Annotated in this window: 16 protein-coding genes; 8 read left to right on the forward strand and 8 right to left on the reverse strand. The window is 63.6% G+C overall.

Annotated features, from left to right (window positions below):
• Positions 1-77: 77 nt before the first annotated feature.
• Positions 78-1,688 carry a S10 family peptidase gene (locus ACO1XS_RS09745; RefSeq protein ID WP_486390550.1) on the forward strand — a complete coding sequence of 537 codons (1,611 nt, stop codon included), beginning with the start codon at positions 78-80 and terminating at the stop codon, positions 1,686-1,688.
• Positions 1,689-1,720: 32 nt separating this feature from the next.
• Here ACO1XS_RS09745 and ACO1XS_RS09750 read toward each other — a convergent pair whose 3' ends face one another.
• Positions 1,721-3,976, reverse strand: coding sequence for a hypothetical protein (locus tag ACO1XS_RS09750; protein ID WP_486390551.1), 2,256 nt, complete (start codon positions 3,974-3,976; stop codon positions 1,721-1,723).
• Between the two features lie 125 nt (positions 3,977-4,101).
• Between ACO1XS_RS09750 and ACO1XS_RS09755 the strand changes: the two genes are divergently transcribed.
• The 4 genes from ACO1XS_RS09755 (at position 4,102) to ACO1XS_RS09770 (ending at position 9,112) form a co-directional block, all read left to right on the forward strand.
• Complete coding sequence (locus tag ACO1XS_RS09755) at positions 4,102-5,019, forward strand: hypothetical protein (RefSeq protein WP_486390552.1); 918 nt, start codon at positions 4,102-4,104, stop codon at positions 5,017-5,019.
• Between the two features lie 365 nt (positions 5,020-5,384).
• Positions 5,385-7,175 carry a S53 family peptidase gene (locus tag ACO1XS_RS09760; protein ID WP_486390553.1) on the forward strand — a complete coding sequence of 597 codons (1,791 nt, stop codon included), beginning with the start codon at positions 5,385-5,387 and terminating at the stop codon, positions 7,173-7,175.
• A 147-nt stretch (positions 7,176-7,322) separates the two neighbouring features.
• Entirely contained in the window at positions 7,323-8,720 is a 1,398-nt protein-coding gene (locus tag ACO1XS_RS09765) for an MFS transporter (protein WP_331566317.1), read from the forward strand.
• A gap of 179 nt (positions 8,721-8,899) precedes the next feature.
• Positions 8,900-9,112, forward strand: a complete 213-nt coding sequence (locus ACO1XS_RS09770) for a DUF1059 domain-containing protein (RefSeq protein WP_331566319.1) — start codon at positions 8,900-8,902, stop codon at positions 9,110-9,112.
• A 55-nt stretch (positions 9,113-9,167) separates the two neighbouring features.
• On the opposite strand, the gene ACO1XS_RS09775 is transcribed toward ACO1XS_RS09770, so the two are convergent.
• On the reverse strand, positions 9,168-10,085 hold the full coding sequence (locus tag ACO1XS_RS09775) for a LysR substrate-binding domain-containing protein (protein ID WP_331566321.1): 918 nt from the start codon (positions 10,083-10,085) through the stop codon (positions 9,168-9,170).
• A gap of 129 nt (positions 10,086-10,214) precedes the next feature.
• On the opposite strand from ACO1XS_RS09775, the gene ACO1XS_RS09780 reads away from it, so the two are divergent.
• A complete protein-coding gene (locus ACO1XS_RS09780; RefSeq protein WP_486390576.1) occupies positions 10,215-11,501 on the forward strand; it encodes an MFS transporter in 1,287 nt (428 codons plus the stop codon).
• Here ACO1XS_RS09780 and ACO1XS_RS09785 read toward each other — a convergent pair.
• The 3 genes from ACO1XS_RS09785 to ACO1XS_RS09795 all read right to left on the reverse strand — a co-directional run bounded on the left by ACO1XS_RS09785 (position 11,479) and on the right by ACO1XS_RS09795 (position 16,229).
• On the reverse strand, positions 11,479-13,698 hold the full coding sequence (locus tag ACO1XS_RS09785; protein WP_331566581.1) for an NHL repeat-containing protein: 2,220 nt from the start codon (positions 13,696-13,698) through the stop codon (positions 11,479-11,481). The two genes, ACO1XS_RS09780 and ACO1XS_RS09785, sit on opposite strands and share 23 nt — an antisense overlap.
• 399 nt (positions 13,699-14,097) lie before the next feature.
• Positions 14,098-14,676 carry an NnrU family protein gene (locus tag ACO1XS_RS09790; protein WP_486390554.1) on the reverse strand — a complete coding sequence of 193 codons (579 nt, stop codon included), beginning with the start codon at positions 14,674-14,676 and terminating at the stop codon, positions 14,098-14,100.
• A gap of 95 nt (positions 14,677-14,771) precedes the next feature.
• Complete coding sequence (locus ACO1XS_RS09795) at positions 14,772-16,229, reverse strand: M20/M25/M40 family metallo-hydrolase (RefSeq protein ID WP_486390555.1); 1,458 nt, start codon at positions 16,227-16,229, stop codon at positions 14,772-14,774.
• A 116-nt stretch (positions 16,230-16,345) separates the two neighbouring features.
• On the opposite strand from ACO1XS_RS09795, the gene ACO1XS_RS09800 reads away from it, so the two are divergent.
• A complete protein-coding gene (locus ACO1XS_RS09800) occupies positions 16,346-16,657 on the forward strand; it encodes a superinfection immunity protein (protein ID WP_331566329.1) in 312 nt (103 codons plus the stop codon).
• Positions 16,658-16,712: 55 nt separating this feature from the next.
• Here ACO1XS_RS09800 and ACO1XS_RS09805 read toward each other — a convergent pair whose 3' ends face one another.
• Positions 16,713-16,979 carry a YodC family protein gene (locus ACO1XS_RS09805; protein WP_440559539.1) on the reverse strand — a complete coding sequence of 89 codons (267 nt, stop codon included), beginning with the start codon at positions 16,977-16,979 and terminating at the stop codon, positions 16,713-16,715.
• A 529-nt stretch (positions 16,980-17,508) separates the two neighbouring features.
• A complete protein-coding gene (locus tag ACO1XS_RS09810) occupies positions 17,509-19,161 on the reverse strand; it encodes an ATP-binding domain-containing protein (RefSeq protein WP_486390556.1) in 1,653 nt (550 codons plus the stop codon).
• Positions 19,162-19,266: 105 nt separating this feature from the next.
• Between ACO1XS_RS09810 and ACO1XS_RS09815 the strand changes: the two genes are divergently transcribed.
• A complete protein-coding gene (locus ACO1XS_RS09815) occupies positions 19,267-19,893 on the forward strand; it encodes a glutathione S-transferase family protein (RefSeq protein WP_331566335.1) in 627 nt (208 codons plus the stop codon).
• A 27-nt stretch (positions 19,894-19,920) separates the two neighbouring features.
• On the opposite strand, the gene ACO1XS_RS09820 is transcribed toward ACO1XS_RS09815, so the two are convergent.
• A complete protein-coding gene (locus ACO1XS_RS09820; RefSeq protein ID WP_486390557.1) occupies positions 19,921-21,534 on the reverse strand; it encodes a PAS domain-containing hybrid sensor histidine kinase/response regulator in 1,614 nt (537 codons plus the stop codon).
• Positions 21,535-21,691: the final 157 nt, after the last annotated feature.

Genomic DNA, 21,691 nt, shown 5'->3' on the forward strand with positions numbered 1-21,691 from the left:
CCATGCGTCCTCGCTGCATTGGCCTACCGCATCGCCCGGCCCTGCGCACCGCGTTTCCGAGCCGCCATGCGCGCCCGGTGAGCGCCATCCTTGCCTGCCTGTCGACGGCGCTTTGCCTCGCTAGTCCGCTCGCGCACGCGGCCGACGACGAGGCCGCTCCGCCCGACACGCCCGTCAGTGCGCATGCGGCGCCGGCAGCGGCCGTGTCGACCGCTTCCGGGGCCTCCGCCGCCGTGGCGGCATCGACCGCATTGCCGGCGCCGAACGAAACATCGAAGGTCACGGAGCACACGATCGGCATCGACGGCCACCGGATCGCTTATCGCGCAACCGCGGGCACGCTGCTGATACGCGATGCAAAAGGCGAGCCTGACGCCAGCATGTTCTATGTCGCCTACACGGCGCGCGGCGGCAACGCCGCACATCGACCGGTGACGTTTCTCTTCAACGGCGGCCCGGGCGCGAGCAGCATCTTTCTGCTCATCGGCTCGCTCGGGCCGAAACGGGTGCATACGCAAAGCCCGGCGCCCACGCCGGCCGCGCCCTACCCGCTCGCCGACAATCCCGATTCCCTGCTCGACAAGAGCGATCTCGTGTTCATCGATGCGGTGGGGACGGGTTTCTCGCGCCCGATCGGCCACGGAAGCGGCAAGGAGTTTTATGGCGTCGACGGCGATCTCGACGCGTTCGTCCGCTTTATCGACCGGTATTTGACCGTCAACCAGCGCTGGAACTCGCCGAAGTTTCTGATGGGCGAATCGTACGGCGCGACGCGGGCCGCCATGCTCGCCTACCGTCTGGGCCAGCATCAAATCGCAGTCAACGGCGTCGTACTGCTTTCGTCGGTGCTGAATGCGAACGTGCATGCGCCCGGTTACGATCTCGCCAGTGTGCGCTATCTGCCATCGTATGCAGCCGTCGCGTGGTACCACGGCAAAATCCGCGATACGGGCGCCGCCGATCTGCCCGCATTTCTCGACGAGGTGCGCGCATTCGCGGCGGGGCCCTATTCGGCGGCACTGGCCAAGGGAGACGCACTGCCTGACAGCGAACGCGATGCCGTCGCGGCGCAGCTCGCGCACTACACCGGACTCGACGTGCAATATGTGATCGCCGCCCACCTGCGTGTACGGCCATCTCAGTTCCGCCAGGTACTGTTGCGCGACGAGGCGCGCAGCGTCGGCCGCTACGATGGGCGTTTCAAGGGAATCGAAGCGGATTCGACATTGGATTCGCCTGACTTCGATCCGTCGGAAAAATACATTGTGAGCGCGTTCGATGCGGCTTTCCACGAGCACCTCGCGCGCGACCTCAACTACCAGTCGCCCCTGCCCTACCTCGTCTTCAACAGCAAGGTACTCAGCGCCTGGAACTCGAAACATCGCATGTGGTGGGGCGAAACGCTCCAAGTGCCCTATGCCGCGGGCGACCTCGCCGAAGCGATGCGACAGGATCCCGGCTTGCGCGTGCTGTCCGCCAACGGCTACTTCGATCTCGCGACGCCCTTTTTCTCGACCGAATACGACCTGGCCCATCTGGGCCTGGAGCCCTCGCTGCGCTCGCACATAGAGATCACGCATTATGCGAGCGGCCACATGATCTACCTCGACGATGCGGCGCTGCACGAGCTCAAACGAGACCTGGCGCGTTTTTACGATACCGCGACAAGGCGCGATGCCCGCCGATGACCGGCACCGGCGGGCATTTTTCCTTGCGTTGTCTATTGCAAACCAAAAGCCAGCATGACTTGCCGCGAATCGGGGTCGACGGTGAGCAGCCAATATTTGCCGGCGAAGTGCGTCAGCGCAGGCGTGAAGCGACTCCTTAGAGGATGGCCGTCCGAAGTGACGACGCTGTCGACCAGGAATTGCGGAACATTCGACTGCTTGCCCTGGTACTGGGCAACGGAAGAAAGGCGCCCGTCCGAGTGCGCGGGAAAGACCATCAGCGAGCGGTTCGCTGCGCCCGCCGAGGCCGCCGCCACCGCACCGGTAGTCGTGGGCTGCCACCCATCGGCCGTTGCGACGGGTTGATTGCCGAAAGTCGACAGCGCGCCGTCGGTATAGTCCACGAGTGTCAGCCAGTACAACGAGTAACCGTTGTGCGACCGGTAGTAGAAGTACGCCTGGCCGGGCGTGTACACCGCAATCGGTTGATCGTCGGTTCGCGCGGCGTAGGGAGGTTGCCCCACACCGTACATGTTGTCGAACGGCGACCAGTGCGAGTCCGGTCCCTGACGCCAGGCGCGGTGAAGCAAACTATCGCCGCGTGCTTTCCAAACCAGCCATAACTGATTGCTGAGCGCGAGCGAAACCGCGGCCGGCATCGCATCGGTCAGCGCAATCTGTCCCTGCGCGGTCACCGGCCCCTGGGACGACCATGCGCCATCTCGATGCTGCAACCATTGAATTGCTCCGCCTGTATCGGCATAAAAGCAGTGGAGCACGCCTTGATGAGCGACGAGACAACCGCCCGTCGACGCATCGGCAACACCGATCGGCTCGAACTCGCTCCACTGACCGGTATGAGTCCCGACGAGCAACTGGCTGCCCTGCTTCACGCAGACCCACAGTCGGCCGCCGTGTTCCAGCGACGACGGCGTCGCATCGGTCAGTAACGGAACGCCTTGCGATTGCAGCAGGCCTCCCTGCGCGAGCCAGGCGGCCACGTCATCGCGGTCGTGCACGTTCGGGCCGCTGCTTTCTCCAGTTTTCGGCGGCGCGCCTCGCATCGCGATTTTGAAGATGCTGTGAAAGTCGAGCAATGTACCCACCCAGCGCCGATAACCGTCGCCCACTTTCAGCCATCGGTAGGCCTTGGGGTCGGTCGGAAATTCCCGCCGATAAGCCATCTCCCCCGGTTTCACGACGGTGAAGAGCGGCGAGTAATTGTTCTTGTCATCGGCGCTGAGCGGCAAATCTGGGAGCAAGCGGTGCGACCGGGCGCTGGCCGGCAATGCGCCGCGCTTGAATGCCTCGTAGACGTCGCGAATCGCTTCACGCAGGGCCGCGCGCATGACGTTTCGGTTCGCCCGGTTGGCTTCGTCGAAGTACCGGCCGTCGCCAAAGGCGATCCAGTGGTCGCCCGCCTCGTTGCGCACCCAAAGGCCGTTATAGCTGTCCTCGTTGTGCATCAGGTTCGAGCATGCATCGGGCGCGAAGTGAACGGTCGAGGTATGCGCCGCGTTGAAATCATGCATATGCCGGCGCGGCGTACGCAGATGACCGGCGGAATAGCTGTCGGTCAGATAGTGGCACGCGAAAGCGAGGTACACGTAAGCTCGCAACAGCGCCGTGTTGGCAGCGGGACCGGACTGGCCGTGGCCTTCGGCCGCCGTCTTCATCGCGAGCGAGAGCCCTGCGGAATAGACGACACGGGCATGCTCGCCGAAATGATCCCAGTTGTAGGAGACCAGCCACATAAAGCGGCCCCAGTCGCCGATGGACTGGTAGTAGTTCGATTTGCCGGAGCCGCCCGTCGCCTGGTTGTATTGGGCATTCCATTTATCGCCGAACTTTTCGTAGGCGACGTGGGCCGGATCGCCCGACAGAATCGCTTCTGTCAACGCCTGGAACTCTTCCTGCATGATGGCGAGAATCCGGCCGATCTCGCCGGTGTCGCCATGGTCGAGGGTATCGAACGCATCCTTGAATGCGCGCTCCGTGTCGGATTGGTCCGAAATCGGCTTGGTGGGAATGGCGTAGAAGTCGCCGGCCAATGCGAGAATCTGCCCGAACTTGAGTTTGGCACCGTTGCTCAATTTGAATTCATAGGTGGCGGCATCGGCGAATGAGCCATCTGCCATCGGCAGCGACATGCCGTCGACGATGGACCAATGTTCAGCGCTGTCGAAAAAGCGGGTGCCCACTGGACGGCCCCCCGCGAGTGCAGAGCGAATGCGAAAACGAACCGGTCTATACGGTGCGCCGAGATCGTCGGTATCGGCAGGTGCGTCGGTAACGTCATGGCTTGACATGGCTGGCCCCTCGTCAGTGATTTCGTTGTGGGTTGAAGCGTGTCAATGATCGGACGACGGACAAGCGCGCAACAAGTCCAAACTTTGCATCTATTGCGCTACGCTCATGAAAACGTGAGGACCTCATGATCGACGACGATCGTTATGCCCGCGCCGTGCTGCGCCATACCGAGCATGTGCTCGAACTGTTCGTGGGCGAGCGGCTGATCAACAAGATCTTTGCGCGCGTGTTCCAGTCTCACGCCATGGGACGACTCGTCATTGCGCATTTCGACTGGAAAGCCGGCGTGGGGCCGCGTCCCACCCTGGCCAGCTTGCAGGCGCAAACGGGCAGCGGTCGCACCCTGGCCGCTTTCATCGGCATCGCGAAGGTGGCACGACTCGTGTCGGTCGAGCCGGACCCGACGGACCGGAGGCAGAAGTTCCTCGTCCCCGGCCCGCGGGTCGTCGAGGGACTGAGGACTTGGCTGCGGCATCATCTCGAACTCGCGCATGCCATCGGCATCATGCCGGCCGAATGCGCGAACCGGCTGGATGAAGACAACGCATACTTCGAGCGCTTCGTCAGGGCATCGATCATCGTCATCGACGGCGTGGCCGAAGCAGGCAAGCGCTTTACGCAGTGGCAATGGTTCGAGGATCACGAATGCGGGCAACGCATTGCCTATGCGCTGCTGCGTGCGCACTATCAGGCCTGTCTCGCCGCGCGCACGCCGGTTGACGAGGCGTTGGACCTCGCGATCAGCGGCGCGGCTGTGGCCAACATGCTGGGACTGTCGAAGTCGCACGTGCGCAACGTGCTCAATGGTGCGGAAGCGCGTGGGGCGCTCTCGCACGACGAGTCGCGCAGGACCATGCGGTTGACCAGTGAGTTTCTGCGCGAGGCCCGCGATCAGTTCGTCAACGTGTTGACGTTGATGGCGCGTACGCACGCCGAGGCGGAATTGGAATCAGGACGGTCGCCAGCCAGTCCGAGCGAGCATCTCGGAACACGGGGAATGACAAGCACACCCGCGATCGGTAATGCGGCCTCATATCGATAGCCCGGCCGCCCTCGGCTCGCCAACACTAAGCACTCGATATTCAGAACACGGGTTTCGCATGTATCAAGCGATATTCCCGATCACTGGAATGCGATTCAAATCGGATATACGGTTTATATCGGCGATAAAAACGACGAAATTCGCATACGCGTTTATCGATAAGACACGGTCGCCGCAGTCCCCATAGCCCTCTGCGCGGCGCGCAGGACGCTCCCTCACACATCTGACAGCTGTACGGCAAACCTTTTGTCTCTTACGTTGGATGCGCTCATCAGAATCGATCGAGCAGCTTGAAACGAATGCCGGCTTTTTCCTGGCAAAGCGCAATCCCTTAGGAGGTCGAATTGAAATCGAGAGCAAAATTAATGCGGTCGATATCGCCGTTGTGCCTCGGAGCGGCACTTGCCGCCGCGTCAGTGTCGGTCGAGGCGACGGCGGCCGTTATCGAGGCAGCGCCCGATGCGAACCCCGCTGCGCGCACCGCCGCCTTGCACGAGAACCCCCAATGGGTTGCCACCGCCACACGCGGCTTTCTCAACCCGCGCCAACTGCGCACTTTCGCCGTCGAGCCCACGCGGGAAGCGAAGGCGGGCGAGGCCGCACACATCGTCGTGGCCATGAAAGCGCGGGACTTCGGACAGTTGCGCGACCTGGCCGCCGCGGTCACCCGTCCCGCCGATCCCAACTATCACAAGTTCCTGACACCCGAGACGTTCCTCGAGCGCTTCGCTCCGACGCCCCGGCAAATAGAGCGCGTGGTCGCCCATTTGCGGCAAAACGGATTCATCAACATCCAGGTGTCGAAAAACCGCATGCTGATTTCCGCCGACGGCACCGCAGGCACCGTGAAAACCGCATTCCGTACCCCGCTCGTGCACTTTCGCCGAAACGGGCGGGCGGCGTATGCCAATGCCGCGGCGGCGCAGGTGCCGCAAGCCCTCGGCGAATCGGTCATGGCCGTGCTCGGCCTGCAAAACATCACACGCGCCCACACGATGGCGCGCATTGGCCCGCGCACGCCGCCAGCCAGTGCCGGCGGCGGCACGGCGATCGGTCACGATCCGCTCGAATTCCCCGGCATTTACAACGCGGCGATGCTGCCAAGCGCTGAAAACACCACCGTGGGCATCATCACGATCGGCGGTGCCAATCAAGCCGCATCCGATCTGAGCCAGTTCACGAGCGCCAACAATCTGCCCCCGGTGAACGTCTCGGCCGTCCGGTCAGGCAACCCGGACGGCAATTACGCGGACGATCCGGACGGCCAGGTCGAATGGGACCTCGACAGCCAGAGCATCGTCGGCGCGGCCGGCGGTGCGCTCGGCGGGCTCGTCTTTTACGAAGCCGATCTCGACGCCGGCAACGCCGGCCTCACGCAGGCGTTCAACCAGGCCGTCACGGACAACCAGGCGAAAGTCATCAATGTCTCGCTGGGTTGGTGCGAAGCCGATGCCAACGCGGACGGAACGCTCGCGACCGAAGAACAGATCTTCACAGCCGCCGTGGCGCAGGGCCAGACTTTCTCGGTCTCGTCGGGCGACGAGGGCGCCTACGAATGCAACAACCGCGGATACCCGGACGGCAGCACCTATTCGCTGTCATGGCCGGCCTCGTCGCCTCACGTCATTGCCGTCGGCGGCACGACACTCTTCACCGGCGGCAACGGCGGCTACGCGAGCGAGACGGTCTGGAACGAAGGCCTCGATCAGAACGGCAAGCTCTGGGCATCGACCGGCGGCTTGAGCGCCTATCTGCCAGCGCCATCGTGGCAGCGCTCGCTGGCCGTCAGCCCCCGACCCACGAACCGCGCCGTGCCGGACATCGCGTTCGATGCCGCGCAAAGCACCGGAGCGTTGATCCGCGTCGGCGGCGAGGTCATGCAGGTCGGGGGAACGAGTCTCTCGTCGCCGCTCTTCGTCGGATTCTGGGCGCGGCTGCAATCGGCTCGCGACAACGGGCTCGGCTTCCCGGCGTCGAGCATCTATGCCTCGGTCGGCGCGACGCCATCGCTCGTGCACGATGTCACCGCGGGCAACAATGGGTATAACGGCAACGGCTACGTCGCAGGCAGCGGTTGGGACTACCCGACCGGCTGGGGCAGTTTCGACATGGCCCGCCTTGCCGCCTACATCGAGCGGCATCCTTTCGCACGGTAGCCCAACCACATCGGGCCCATGGCTCGGCATTGAGCTCGTTGCGCGCGCAACCGATATTTTGATGTTGGGGTGCGCGGTTGCGCGCGCATGCGGCAAACTCGGCGCATAATTCGTGCTTTGTGCCCGCCGCCGCAACGCCGCTTTTTCATGCCGCTTGCCATCCAAGCATTCATCTCGCCTTTGATCGTTGCCTGTGCGCTGTTCATGGAAAGCGCGGATGCCAACATCATCGTCACGGCGCTGCCCTCGATGGCACGCGATTTCGGAACCGACCCAGTGGCGCTGAAAGTGGCGATCACGAGCTACGTCGTGGGTCTGGGCGTGTTCATCCCGATATGCGGCTGGCTTGCGGACCGCTTCGGCGCGCGCACCGTGTTTCGGACTGCCATCGGCGTTTTCATTGCGGGCTCGCTGCTGTGCGCCGCCTCGCGTTCGCTGCCCCTCTTCACGCTTGCACGCTTTTTACAGGGTATCGGTGGCGCGATGATGGTGCCGGTCGGGCGCATCATCATTTTCCGCTCGGTGCCGAAAAGCGAATTCGTGCGCGCGATGAACTACCTGAGCCTGCCGGCAATGTTTGCGCCGGCCGCGGCGCCGCTGCTCGGCGGTTTCATCACCACGTATTTGCACTGGCGCCTCATTTTCTTCATCAATGTGCCGATCGGCATACTCGGCATCTATCTCACGAACCGCCACATCGCCAACACGCACGAACCGCATCCGGGCCCGCTCGATTGGTTCGGCTTCCTGCTCTCGGCCATTGGCGCTTCCTTGTTGCTGCTCGGCATGTCGTTCATCGGCGCCGAACTGATCGAAGACCGGACCGCTTACGAAATGTGCCTGACGGGTGTGCTGCTGCTCGCCTTTTATGTGTTGTACGCGCAACGCGCCGCCCGACCCGTGCTCGATCTGAGCTTCCTGAGGATTCCGACCTACCGCGCCAGCGTGCTCGGCGGTTCGATGTTCCGCATCGGGCTCGGTGCGGTGCCGTTTCTGCTGCCGCTCGCGCTGCAAGAAGGGCTCGGCATGTCCGCCTTCGAATCGGGCCTCATCACCTGCGCATCGGCGTTCGGCAGCATGTTCATGCGCTCGCTGACTTCGTTCGTACTGCGAACGTTCGGCTTTCGCACCGTGCTCATGTATAACGCAGTCTTTGCAGGCGTTGCGATCGCCGCGTATGGCTCGTTCTTTCCGGGCACGCCCGTCTGGCTCATCTGGATCATCGTGCTGTTCGGCGGGTTTTTCCCCGCGCTGCAATTCACGAGCCTCAATTCGATGATTTATGCCGATATTGCGAGCCGCGACGTCGGGCGAGCGACGAGCCTCGGCAGCGTCGTCCAGCAAATGTCGCTCGGTCTCGGCGTGACGATCGGCGGCATCGTCGTGCAGATTGCACGCTCGGCGCACGGCCATCCCCACGCGACGTGGTCGGACTTCTGGCCGGCATTCCTCGTCGTCGGTCTTTTCTCGTTCGGCTCGATTCCGATCACACGCCGTCTGGAGCCCAACGCAGGGGACGAAATCGCGCGCGGCTCGCGCGGCTGAGCGCCGCTCCGGGTTTACGTTCTTCCAGTTTGGCGCGGCAAGGCCTATCACATAGAGGCCGAGCGCAAGCTTTCATATTCCCTTCAAAACACTGAAGAAAGGCCGGCCGCTCGAACCGGCGGGCGCCAGCGATGGCGCACACCGCCCTCCCCACGCACACTCGCACAAGGAGCAATGCCATGACGCGTAAATATATCGATTGCCGTGAGTTTCCAAGCGAGATGAACTGTACCGTCGCATTGGCGGCGGACTCCGATGAAGAGCTGGTCGAAGCCGCCGTGCAGCACGCCGTTGCAATCCATCACCATGTCGACTCCCCGGAGCTGCGGGCGCAACTCGTCAGCCTCTTCCACGAAGGCACGCCGCCCGCCACTGCACCCCAGCGCGCGTGAGCCGCGTTCGGATGCCCCCTCGAAGCCCGCTGTTACCAACGATGTTCGGCCCGCCTCACGCCGCAATGGCGAGCGGGCTGACGTAACCCCGCACAGCGTCGAACATGATCGAGGCAAGCTGCTCGACCGGCGCGCTCGACGCCTTGGACGCCCGCACGAGCACGAGCGACAAGGCTGGCAGGCGCGGCAACCCGCATGCATCGGCGTCGAGCGGCCGCAACCCCTGGGGCAAGCCATAGTGCGTACGCATCGTGACGCCGAGCCCCGCCGCCGTGGCCGCCCATAGTCCGGCAAGGCTCGGACTCGTCAGCGCGACGCGCCATGCGATTCCGGCACGATCGAGTGCCGCGGTGGCCATCCCGCAGATCGTGCACGGACCGTCGAACAGCACGAGCGGCAGCGGCTCGCCGCGCTCGGCCGTCCATTGCAACGCATCGGACGCGATCCATTGCACCGCGGGCTTCGCGACTTCGACGCACCTGCCGGTCACTCGCCGAGCCTGGGCGGACAGATCGCTGTCGTCCCAGACGAGGGCGAGGTCGAGCTCTCCGGCGTCGAGCCGGGCGAGCAAATCGGTATTGCGCGCCACGCGCGCCTCGATGCGCACTTTCGGATGCGCGCGCGCGAAACGGCCGAGCACGGCCGGCAGCAAAGTCTCGCCGAAATCCTCCTGAAGCCCCAAGCGCACCCACCCTTGCAAGTCGGTCCCGCGCGTAGCGGCGAGAGCTTCGTCGTTGAGCTCGACGAGCCGCCGGGCGTAACGCAGGAAAACCTCTCCGGCCTCGGTCAGCGCAAGGCCGCGCCCCGCTTTGAGAAAGAGCGGTGTGCCGGTCTGCTCCTCGAGCTTGCGAATCTGCGCGCTGACCGCCGAGGTCGATCGCCCCACGCGCTCGGCTGCCTTGGCGAAACTGCCGAGGTCCATGCCGATGATGAAGCTGCGCAGCATGGCGACATCGAAGTTGATATGACTCATGGCGGCTCTCGCTCGATCGTCCTGGTTTTCCGAACTACTGCTTCAAAATTTTGCGATTTTCGGGACGATCATAGAGTGCGACACTGCGCCCGTCAAACATCGAATGTCGAACGATTGGGAGCCATGGGAATGAACCTGCACTGGATGGGTCATGCAGCACGGAAGCCGAAAACCTTCGGCGCCTCGCATCGATGGAAAGTTCTGGCGGCGGGCGTCGTGGCCAACGCAGCCTTCTCCGCGGCAGCGGCCGGCATCCCGACGACGGGCGTGTGGATGCGGACCGATTATCGCCTCGATAACGCGGGCCTCGGTGTCGTACTCGGTTCGATCGGATTGGGGCTCGCCGTTTCGGAGTTGCCGTGGGGCGTCGCAACCGATCGCTTCGGCGACCGGCCTGTGCTGCTCATCGGCTTGGCCGGATTCGCCCTCGCTCTTTTTATGCTGCTGCTCGCCGGCGTGCCTTCCGGTACCTCGGTTCCCCCGCTCGCGTTGATCGCGGTCGGCATGTGCATCGTGGGCGTCTTCGGCGGCAGCGTGAACGGCTCGAGCGGTCGGGCCGTCATGAGATGGTTCGGCGAGCGCGAGCGCGGATTGGCCATGAGCATCCGCCAGACGGCCGTGCCGCTCGGCGGCGGAATCGGCGCATCGCTGCTGCCGTGGTTGGCTTCCTCGTACGGCTTTGCCGCCGTGTACGGTACGCTCGCGCTGATGTGCGCGATGGCCGCGGTGCTTACGTGGCGCTGGCTGCATCGCCCCCCGATGGACGATGCGGGCAGTTCGTCGGCACCGGCGCCGACATCGACGCTAGGTCCGCTCGCCGATTGGCAGATCTGGCGTGTGGCGCTCGCCATCGGCATTCTGTGCGCGCCGCAATTCGCGGTCATCACGTTCGGCAGCGTGTTCCTGCACGACTTCGGTCGACTGGGTACAGCGGGCATCAGTGTAACGATGGCCGCCGTTCAGCTCGGCGCAATGGTCATGCGCGTCTGGAGCGGGCGCCATACCGACCGCCACGGCAATCGGCGTGCTTACCTGCGCGGCTCGACGCTCGTGGCGGCTGCATCGTTCGCAATCCTCGCGGCCGCCACCGGCGCAGGCCATGATGTCCCGGTCGGCATGCTCGTGATGCTGCTCGTGGCGGCCGGAATCTGCGTGTCGGCCTGGCACGGCGTGGCCTATACCGAGCTTGCGACGCTGGCCGGCGCGACGCGTGCCGGAACGGCGCTCGGCATGGCGAACACGGTCGTCTATGCGGGCCTGTTCGTCACACCGCTCGTCATCGCGCACCTGCTGTCGGGGACGTCATGGACGATCGTCTGGCTCGTTGCCGGCATCGTCGCCCTTTCGGTCTACACGCTGTTTCCGCGGCCCGCCACGGGCTTGCGCGCCGCAATCAAGGCTTCCACCGGTACATGAGTACCTTGGCACGAGCGTCTTCCTCGGCGAGGATGATGTACTCGCCGGTCGAAAGCACGGCGGCGCTGATACCCATTTCGGTGTCGATCCAGCCGCTGATGCCGCCCACCGTTGCACCCGGCGCCAGCGAGCCGACTTGCTGGCCCGTGCGTGCATCGTAGACATCGAGTTTCGCCGTCGTATCCTCCGCGACGAATACATAGTTGCCGGCATGCGCGAGACTGACGGGGATCACAGGCGGGCTCAGCGTCGGGCTGTAAGCAAGGGCGATCACATATTGCAGTTGCGGCGAACCCGAACTCCAGTTGTTGTAGCGGGCCAGCACCCGGCCGATCGATTTCCAATTCGCCGAGTCGTAGGGCGCCGTGCTCGTGTAGCCCGAGATGTACATCGTATCGCTCGAGGAGTCGTAGACGATGCGGGATATCCTCGTGAACGGCTGCGGCATCGGGAACGTCTTCGCGGTGCTGTAGCTGTAGATCGGATTGCCGACGGAATCGACACCTTGCAGCGGCATCTCGCGAATTCCGCTGCCCCCCGTCGCGAGCCACACGTTGGCCGCATCGTCGACCCACCAGTAGCCGTTGTAGACGCTGTTGCCCGTTGCCGGGTTCGTCTGGATTTCGCTCGCCTGCACGGTTGCGTCGCCGTTTTGATCGCGCCACATCCATTCGCCGTAGGTCGGCTGGCCTGCCGGCCAACCACCCGGAATCGGATTCTGCGACAACAATCCCGAAGGAATCGCCACCTCGCCGCTCGTCGCGGCATCGAATCGATAGACGCTCAGGTAATGCGAATACATATCTTGCGTATACAGATAGCGCACGCCGTTGATGCGGCGCACGAGCGGCTCGCCGCGCACACCGCGGGTCGTATGAAACGCGGGGTCGTCGGGATAACGGAACCGGTTGAGCGTGAAACCCGCATAAGACCATTCCTGACCCGCGCTGGCCGCATAGTTGAGCTTGAAATGCTTCGAGCCGCTGAACACGTCGTTCGGCGAAGCCGGATCGATCGCGGCGCCATCGACGAAAAGCAGACCCTGCAGACGCCAGTTCAGCGCCTTGGTCCACCAGTTGTAGCTTTCGAGCACCGTGCCCTCGCCGTTTTGCGTCGAGCCCAGCGTGCGCGGACCGAATCCGTTCTGCGCAACATAAAGGTTGCCGTTCGCATCGAAGCCGATGCCCGTGACGCCATTCAGGCGCCAGTCGCCCGGCGCACCCGGCGTCGACGCAAAAATGCCGTAGCGCGTACCGATCCCCGTCACCGCCTGCAGGCCGCCCGTCGATGTCTTGCCATAGACGAGGATCTGCTGCGACGCGCCGCCATCGGCAATCAATATCTGGTTCGACGGCGACAAGGCGAGACCGACTGGCACCGTGCCGGTCGGCAACGTCACGGCGCCCAACGCACCGCCCGTCGACGAGTAGTGATTCACCGTGCGGTTCGTCGCGAGCCCCTGGATGACCCAGAGCGATCCATCGGTATCGATGAGGATATTGCCCGGCGACGGCACGCTCCATGAGCGCACGGGCGCCATCGTGTTCGCATCGAACACCTGAATCTGGTTCTTGTAGGTATTCGCTACGTAGAGCGCGGCGCTGGTCGCGGCCAGGCCGCGAATGCCGGCGTCGGTGCCGTTCGCTACGGTATTCAGAATGAGAAAGCTGTTCTTGGCGGGATTGGCCAGGTTGCCGACGCCGCTTGCGAACGGTGCGCCCTGCGCGATATTCGAAAGCGTGCGGCGCGTAATGCCGAACCATTGCGACCCGCTCGACGGATAACCGCTGCCGACGAGCGTCCCGTTCTGGTTGCCGATCGACGCTGCCGCATAAAGATAAGTACCGTTGACGGCGACGGCGTCGCCGCCCCCATTGCCCCAACCGTGCGTCTGCCCGGCATAGGCCACCTTCGTACCGGCCTTGTAGGCACTGATCTCACTGCCGCTCTCGTCCCACGGCGCATCGGTATAAACGGTTCCGTCGGTGCCGACCGCCATCGCTTCGACATCGAGCTGGACCCATTTGCCATCGCCATAGCCGAACGTGTTGCCGATCCAGGAAGTGGTATAGCTCAGCGCGGTCTGCGCCGAGGCGGCCACCGGCACGAGCGCCGAAAGTATCGCCAGTGGAACGCAGACGCGCCGCACTGTTTTGACAAAAGCATCCCCGCGCGAGGGCCGCGCCTCGCGAATCATTTCTTGCATGGTCTTCCCCGCGAAATGGCGCCCCGTTTTTAGTTAGGAGTGCCAAACGTTTGCGCTCTTATCGATCTGCCGTTGCGTTGAATCCGGGGATCGTGCGGGTGTGAAGCGGACGCGAGCCGGTAATCCTTGCAACAGAGGGCAGTCACCCTTTGTTATGAGCGTGATTGTTACTTAATGTAACTGACGTAACAATCGGCGCAGGACGGAGAGTCGCGTAGGATATACCGAACTGCCGTAGGACTAGTCCGACATTACCGACAGATTTGGGTATTTTTACCGATTCGAGTGGGAACGAAGGCAGGGAGGCGCCGCAGCGCGGCGCGAAGCGGCGGACGGAGCGGACGGAGAGGCCGGCGCAATGCCGGCGGACGGGGAAAGAAAGAGCTGGGTTTAGGCGAGCGGACGAACGCCGATCAGCCAGCCATGCAGAAGGAATGCAAAAAGCGCCCATGCGACGAGGCCGACCGCCCCCGCCCGCAAGTCGCCGGCCGCGGAGCCTGCGGCATAGCGCACGTGCGCGAGCCGATCCCGGTGGCGCCACACCAGCAATCCGGCGGTGGCCCAGACAAAGAATCCACCGAACAGCACGAGCGCCTGAAGCGTTCCATTCGCGAGCAAATGGCCGACCGCCCATAGCGCGATCCCGGCGTACATGGGGTGCCCGACGATGCGCTTGATGCGGCTGCCGGGCACATAGGCGGCGGCAATGAGCACGAACGCCACGGCGACGATGAGCGCCGTCAGATGACGGACACCGGAAGGCGGCGCCCATAGCACGACGGGCGCGCGCCTGGCCATGCCGTATCCCACGACGATGAGCACGAAACCGGCGATCGAAACGATCGAATAAAGGCCCTTCCAACGGGTCTCGCCCAGCCGGGCGAAGTTCGCGTTGCGCCAGGGCTCCGCGACGAGACGTAACGAGTGCATCCCAAGAAAGACGATCAAGCCAAGAATCAACGTCCCCACGTCGAACTCTCCACTATTTATTGTTTCGTTCGTGTTTCGGCTCGCCCGACGAACGGGTCGAGCATACGGTAGCGCGGGAAGGCGCTCGATCGGGATCAGGGTGCCGCGGCGACGATCTCGGCCATCGCCGCGGTCAGCCGCTTGGCAAAGGGGACATGAAGGAACTCATTCGGTCCGTGCGCATTGGATTTCGGGCCCAATACGCCGCATACGACGAACTGCGAGCGCGGAAATCCCGCTTGCAGAATATTCATGAGCGGGATCGTTCCGCCCTGCCCGATGAACGCGCACGGCGCGCCGAAGTGAGCCTGCGACGCATGCTGGAGCGCATCGGCCAGCCAGGGAACGAGCTCAGGCGCATCCCAGCCGTTTGCGGCGCTGGCCTCGGGCTTGAATGTCACTCGCGCGTTGTAAGGCGGATCCAGTTCGAGCAGTGCCTTGAGATCGGCAACCGCCCGCGCCGCGTCGACAAGCGGCGGTACGCGCAACGACAGCTTGAACGCCGTGCGCGGGCGCAGAACATTGCCGGCACTGGCGAGCGCCGGGAGCCCGGCCGCCCCGGTGACGGAAAGCGACGGACGCCAGGTGGCATTGAGCAGCGCTTCGCGCGCGTCCGTCGTGACCGGCAACACAGGCTTGCCGTCCTGGCCGCACGCCCAGGGCGCCGGTTTCCAGACCTCGTCGCCAAGGATCCGCGCCGTCTCCTCGGCCTCTCGCAGCCGGTTCTCGGGGATGGCGCAATGAAACGCCTGCGGCAGCAACCTGCCCGTCGAGGCATCTTCGAGCCGCTCGAAAAGCTGGCGCATGACGCGAAAGCTCGACGGGACGATACCGCCGTACGATCCCGAATGCACGCCTTCGTCGAGCACTTCGACTTCGAGCGATCCGCCGACGAGGCCGCGCAGCGATGTAGTCAGCCACAGTTGATCGTAATTGCCGGCACCGGAATCGAGGCAGACCACTAGACCGACGTCGCCAAGCCGATCGCGCAGCGCATCGACATAGGGCAACAGGTCGTAGCTGCCCGACTCCTCGCAAGTCTCGATGAGGCCGACGCAACGCGGGCGACCCACGCCCTGCGCATCGAGTGCCGCGAGCGCGCAGATACTCGCATAGATGGCGTAACCGTCGTCGGCGCCGCCGCGCCCGTAGAGCTTGCCGTCCTCGTATTTCGGCGTCCACGGCCCGAGATCGCTGCGCCAGCCCTCGAACTCGGGCTGCTTGTCGAGATGCCCGTAAAGGACGATCGACTCGCCGCTACCCGAACGCGTGGCAGGCGCCTCGAAAAAAATCACCGGCGTGCGCCCCGGCAGCCTCACGATCTCGAGCGTCAATCCGTGCACGCGCTGCGCCTCGGCCCAGGCCGCCGCATCGGCTACCACGCGCTCGAGATAGCCGTGCTCGGACCAGTTCGCGTCGAACGCGGGGCTCTTTGCCGGAATGGCGATGTAATCGGTCAAGGCGGGAACGATCTCGTCGTCCCACTTGCGCTCGACGAATGTGCTCAGGGCGCCGCGATCGAGCGGCGGTTGCGTGGCATCGGCTGCTGTCATGGCTCAGTGCACCGTCGCAATCGGTCAAAGCGCACATGATAGTGCCTGCCGCCGCGTCGTGCACGAACGCCGGGAACGCGCGACAATCGGCTCACTACCGTCGATTAGCGCGAACCATGCTCGATGAGATCATCGAAGGCATCGAAGTTTTCGCGGCGCTCGCGCTGTACTTCCTGCCGGCGATCACCGCCGATCGCCGGCGCCGCCGCGATGTTCTGACGATTGCCCTTTTCAACGCATGCCTTGGCTGGACCGGCTTCGGCTGGCTGATCGCGCTCTATTGGGCGACGTTGCCGAATCCCCCTCCCGGTGTCGAACACGAGGTGGTGCGCAAACGCCGCATGCACACGATGGTCGCATTCTCTCAAGCGCTCGCTGCGCGCGTGGCGCGCAGAGAGGCTCGCGACAGAACAGCTGAGGATCGGTGAGGTACGGACCGGGCACGCCGTCAGTGCGGCGCGCGCGGTTCAAGCGGACTTGAGGCTACGCTTGGGAGCGGGCCGAGCCGGCGTGTGCGCGAAGCCGAACGAGTCCCGGAGAGATGGAGCGCGGTTCGAGCGACAGTGCATCTTGCAGAAACTTTTCCTGGCGCAGTTCGCCGTGCTCGTCGAACCATTGACACAGCAACCAACTGCCGCCATCGTCGGTGGAGCCGACATGCGTGACTGTCATACGTGCACCGCCCGTCTTCAGCGTCACGACATCGCCGGAGCAAAATTGCTCCTGCCGATCGAATGATCCTGTATACATAGATTTGCGCCCCGTCAAAAGTTATCGATCCGAATCGATAATGCCGGAATGTTCGCGGGCGAACGGAAAAGCGAATTATCGAAACAACCTGCTGTTTGCCCCCTCATCGATTAACGCAAGGGGTAGACAAAGGTTACCCATAGAATTTTTATTCTACAAGCGGATTTAGGGTAATCCTGATGCTGGCGATTACCCTCGAGTTCCTATCCGCCGCGGCTTCGCTTTCGCCCGCCGCGCCGGTCCAGTAGGGCTTGGAACGGGCCGCCGACGGCCGCACCACTGAAACAATACTATTTTATACGCGCCCGTTTTTCAGCTTATCGCATGTACGACGAGGGACAATATACGTGGAAGCCAATAATCGTTTTTTGGAGCCGGGGTTACCGGTTTGATCTAAATCAATCGAGCATGCGTTGCATTTGATTTCGAACGGATCAAATGATCGCCTCAAGTTTCATAGATGAACGCTCGATTTACGCGCGAGCAATGGAAACCCGTTTCCGTCCGAAACCGGGAAGTCCCGGTCCGATCACTGCGGTACTGCGAGCGATGCCGAGGCACGCTGCGATGCAACGACGATCAATTTCATCGTCGCCCGTGTGGCGCCGACGAAGAGCTTGCGAGCCGCTCGCTCGTCGAGCGCGTCAAAATCGACCTCGGTCAGGATCACGCAGGGGGCGGACTGCCCTTTGAAGCGGTATATGGATTCGAGCAGGACGTCGCCGTCGCGGTATTCAGGGCTGCCGAACAGGTCGTACTTGCCGGTGAAACTCTTCAGGCGATGGGGCCCGAGCTGATCGAGCGCCGTGAATACCGAGCCTTCGCGGCCCCGGTAGGAAAGCACTGCGATGTCCTGCTTCCGGAAGCCCAGCGCGAGCGCCTGCGTAATCGCACGCTTGGTCGCTTCGACGACGGCCGAGGGGGTCGAATCCTCGTAAGACGTCAAAACGACCTGCGAACCGTCGAAGGGGCTGCCCGAACCGAGCCCCGCCGCGCGCGGGGCCGCGTCGCCAACCTTGTCGCGCACGTAATCGAGCACGTCGCGCGGGCTGCGGTAGTTAGTCGTTTCCGTCAGTACCGTCCAGCCGGGTAGCGCCACCGGCTCGCGCATATAGAGGTTCTGGAGCGGGTCCTCGAGCCACCACCATGCACCGACGGGCCGCACGAGACGGGCGAGCGCCTCGACCCACGGCTCCTGGAAGTCCTGGCCCTCGTCGACGATCAGCACGTCGAAGCGCCAATGCTCACCGATCGGCGCTTGCGCGAAAACGGCTTCCAGACGCGCGAAGACGTCGGCGGACTGGAAGTCCGGAGCACGGCCCACGTCGCGCGCGATCCAATCGCAAAGCTGGTGGTAGTTCGCGACCTTCGCCCCCTCCGGGGCAACGCGCACGATATGGTCCGCGAGCGGGCGATTGAAACAGACGTAAAGCGCGCGCTTGCCGCTCGCCGCGGCGTCGCGCATCACTTGCACCGCGAGCTGCGTCTTGCCGGAACCGGCCGTGCCGATTACGCGCAGCCGGAAAGGCTCGAATTGAAGGCGGCGCGCCCACGTCGCCAACCCGCCCGAAAGCCGCGTGACGAGCGTGCCGGCCTGTCCGACCAGCGCGCTCGCATCGGGTGTCAGCGAGAGCTCGTCGGCAAGATAGTGGTGGATCTTCGGCGCGCAGGGCAAACGCGGCTCGTCGGCGGGCAACGCGTCGAGGATGACCGACACGAGTCTTTCCCTGCGCGGGGCGTCGACGATCCGCTCGGGCGCGAGTCCGGCAATCGCGGTGTCCTTCACGATATAGTCCGGACAATAAAGCAAGCCCTCGATGCCATAGGTACCGGTGCCGAAGGCCGCGGTAAAGCGGCGATGCATCGTTTCGAGCGTGCGAGCCAGTTCGACCGAGACGTTGCGTTCCGTCTGCAGATAGACCTTCACGAGGCCTTTCGGCGTCTCGCGCAGAAAACCGGCCTTTTGCTCGACGAGCAACACGCGGCCGGCCGGACTCACGATCGCGAAGTCGGCCTCGCCGAAGACGGAGAAACTCCGATTCAATCGCGTCCAATGCACGCCGTGATAAACGGTGTAGCTCGCCGGCAGCATCGCTTCGAGCAGCGCAAGCGTCTCGCGCTCGCGCTCGGCCGCGCCGGTTGCGGCAACGTTCTTCCAATCGTCGGGAATCAGGCGGGCCATGGGGAACGGGTTCTCGCGTCAGGGTTCGAATTCGGCGTATTGTACAAACCGCGCGCGCCGGCTCCTTTTCGGGCGCCGCATTTTTTCACTGGGAGGCTTTTGAAGATGCTGAAGATTTGGGGACGTGCGAACTCGGTCAACGTGCAAAAGGTGCTCTGGTGCTGCGACGAACTCGGTCTGTCGTTCGAGCGCATCGATGCCGGCATGCAGTTCGGCCACGTCGACGATGCCGATTACCTCGCGCTCAACCCGAACGGACAGATTCCGACACTCGTCGACGGAACGTTCTCGCTGTGGGAATCGAACTCGATTCTGCGTTATCTGGCCATGCAATACGGCGCGTCGAGCTCGCTCTATCCGAGCGAACCGAAGTTGCGCGCCAGCATCGACCGGTGGCTCGACTGGTCGCTCTCGATGCTACAGCCGGCGGAGCGCCCGGTTTTCGCCACCCTGGTGCGCACGCCGCCGGAAAACCGCGATATGGCCGCACTCGCGGCGAATCTGCAAACGCTCACGAAGCGATGGAAACTGCTGGACGAGCATCTCCAAGGCCGCTTTCACATCGAAGGCGACAAATTCACGATCGCCGATATCGTCCTTGGCGCCTTTGCGAAGCGCTGGTTCGGCCTCGAAGGCATCGAACGCCCGCCCATGCCGAGCCTCCAGCGCTGGTATCAGAGGCTCGCGCAGCGCGCGCCGTTCAAAAAACATATCGATCGACCGCTCACGTAAGCCTGCGCAGCGCTCAGGTAGGCGCGATCAAGCCGACACACCGGCTTGCCCGGGCGCGGAACGCCGTTCGATCGCACGCTGCAGCAAGGCGTCGACGAGCGGCAACTGCACCGGCTTCGTAAGATGGACATCGAAGCCTTCGTCGAGCGAGCGGGCAATATCGCTGGCTTGGCCGAACCCCGTCATGGCGGCAAATAGCGCGCGCTGCAGCCCCGGCGTCTCCTTCAGGCGGCGCATCACGGTGAAGCCGTCCGCCCCGGGCATCGCGATATCGACCAGCGCCACGTCGATGCGGGCGTTCTCGTGCGCGAACGTGAGCGCTTGGGCACCGCTGTAGGCCACATCGACGCTATGGCCCCTCATTCGCAGCAGCATGGCCATGCTGTCGGCCGAATCGTGGTTGTCGTCGACGATGAGAATGGTCAGCGCCGGCTCGAGGTCCTTGGGGGCCGCGGCGCCCATGCGCGCGTCGTCGTTCGCCGCAAACTGCGCCCCGTAAAGCGGCAAGCGAATCGTGAAAGTCGCGCCGCAACCGGGGCCATCGCTCGAGGCACTGATGGCACCGCCATGCATCTGAACGAGCCACCGGCACAACGTAAGACCGATGCCGAGCCCGCTTTCCGTGCGTTCGAGCCGGTGGTCCGCCTGCACGAACAGATCGAAAATCGATTCGAGCGCTCCGGCTTCGATGCCGCATCCGTTGTCGGAGACGCGAAGAACGGCGAACGTCTGTCTCTCCTCGGTAACCGACACGACGATGCGGCCGCCGTGTTCGGAGAATTTCGACGCATTGTTGAGCACGTTCTGCGCAATCTGCACGAGCCGCGCCATGTCGCCGTTGACGACGACGCGCTCCTCGGGCACATGAACGTCCACGCGTTGCTGGCGCAAGGCGACATGCGGCCGGATCATTTCGACCGAGCGCGACACGACCTCGCGCAGATCGACCGGTGCGAGCCGCAGCGCGATCTTGCCCGTGGTGATCCGCCCGGCGTCGAGCAGATCGTCGACGAGTCGCGTCAAATGCGCGATCTGCCGGTCGATGAGATCGCGGCACTGCCTCAGTGTCGGACTGATGAGCGGCTCGAGCATCATGACGCTCAACGCGTTCGTCACGGGCGCCAGCGGGTTACGCAGTTCGTGAGCGAGCGTCGCGAGGAACTCGTTCATGTGCTGACTCGCCGCTTCGAGGTCGCGCAGCCGCTTGCGCTCCGTCATGTCGCGCGTGACTTTCGCGTACCCGCACAGCTTGCGCACCCCATCCTCGTTCTTGTAGACCGCGGTGATGACGACATTGGCCCAGAACATCGAGCCGTCTTTTCGCACGCGCCAGCCTTCGTCTTCCACCGAACCATCGGCGGCTGCCGCCGCGAGCTCGGCCGCCGGCTTGCCGCGGGCTACGTCCTCAGGGGGATAAAACGTCGAAAAGTGCCGGCCAATGATCTCGTCGGCCGCATAACCCTTGATCTTTTGCGCGCCCGGATTCCAGCTGATGACATATCCGTCGGCGTCCAGCATGAAAATCGCGTAGTCCTGGACCGATTCGATAAGAATCCGGAAACGCTCCTCGAAGGGCGCTTCGAGCGCAGACGGCACCGACGACGTTGGCCGAGCGTCCCAGGCGGGGAGATCCGAATGCATAAGCGACGACGATGAGAATTCGTTGAGGGCGGGCGCACGGTAGCGTATTGGATGACCCTTCAAGCATGATGTATGCCTATGCGATATCCGCCGGTCGCCGCAGTTGATGGCACTGCCGCAGGCCAACTGCTGCTCGAAAAAATACGGCCGCAGCGCG

It is taken from the genome of Trinickia sp. (assembly GCF_057351765.1).

Coding starts and splice junctions, on each gene's coding strand:
- ACO1XS_RS09750 (WP_486390551.1), bottom strand. CDS start 3,976: ATGTCAAGCCATGACGTTACCGACGCACCTGCCGATACCGACGATCTC.
- ACO1XS_RS09755 (WP_486390552.1), top strand. CDS start 4,102: ATGATCGACGACGATCGTTATGCCCGCGCCGTGCTGCGCCATACCGAG.
- ACO1XS_RS09760 (WP_486390553.1), top strand. CDS start 5,385: ATGCGGTCGATATCGCCGTTGTGCCTCGGAGCGGCACTTGCCGCCGCG.
- ACO1XS_RS09765 (WP_331566317.1), top strand. CDS start 7,323: ATGCCGCTTGCCATCCAAGCATTCATCTCGCCTTTGATCGTTGCCTGT.
- ACO1XS_RS09770 (WP_331566319.1), top strand. CDS start 8,900: ATGACGCGTAAATATATCGATTGCCGTGAGTTTCCAAGCGAGATGAAC.
- ACO1XS_RS09775 (WP_331566321.1), bottom strand. CDS start 10,085: ATGAGTCATATCAACTTCGATGTCGCCATGCTGCGCAGCTTCATCATC.
- ACO1XS_RS09780 (WP_486390576.1), top strand. CDS start 10,215: ATGAACCTGCACTGGATGGGTCATGCAGCACGGAAGCCGAAAACCTTC.
- ACO1XS_RS09785 (WP_331566581.1), bottom strand. CDS start 13,698: ATGATTCGCGAGGCGCGGCCCTCGCGCGGGGATGCTTTTGTCAAAACA.
- ACO1XS_RS09795 (WP_486390555.1), bottom strand. CDS start 16,229: ATGACAGCAGCCGATGCCACGCAACCGCCGCTCGATCGCGGCGCCCTG.
- ACO1XS_RS09800 (WP_331566329.1), top strand. CDS start 16,346: ATGCTCGATGAGATCATCGAAGGCATCGAAGTTTTCGCGGCGCTCGCG.
- ACO1XS_RS09805 (WP_440559539.1), bottom strand. CDS start 16,979: ATGTATACAGGATCATTCGATCGGCAGGAGCAATTTTGCTCCGGCGAT.
- ACO1XS_RS09810 (WP_486390556.1), bottom strand. CDS start 19,161: ATGGCCCGCCTGATTCCCGACGATTGGAAGAACGTTGCCGCAACCGGC.
- ACO1XS_RS09815 (WP_331566335.1), top strand. CDS start 19,267: ATGCTGAAGATTTGGGGACGTGCGAACTCGGTCAACGTGCAAAAGGTG.
- ACO1XS_RS09820 (WP_486390557.1), bottom strand. CDS start 21,534: ATGCATTCGGATCTCCCCGCCTGGGACGCTCGGCCAACGTCGTCGGTG.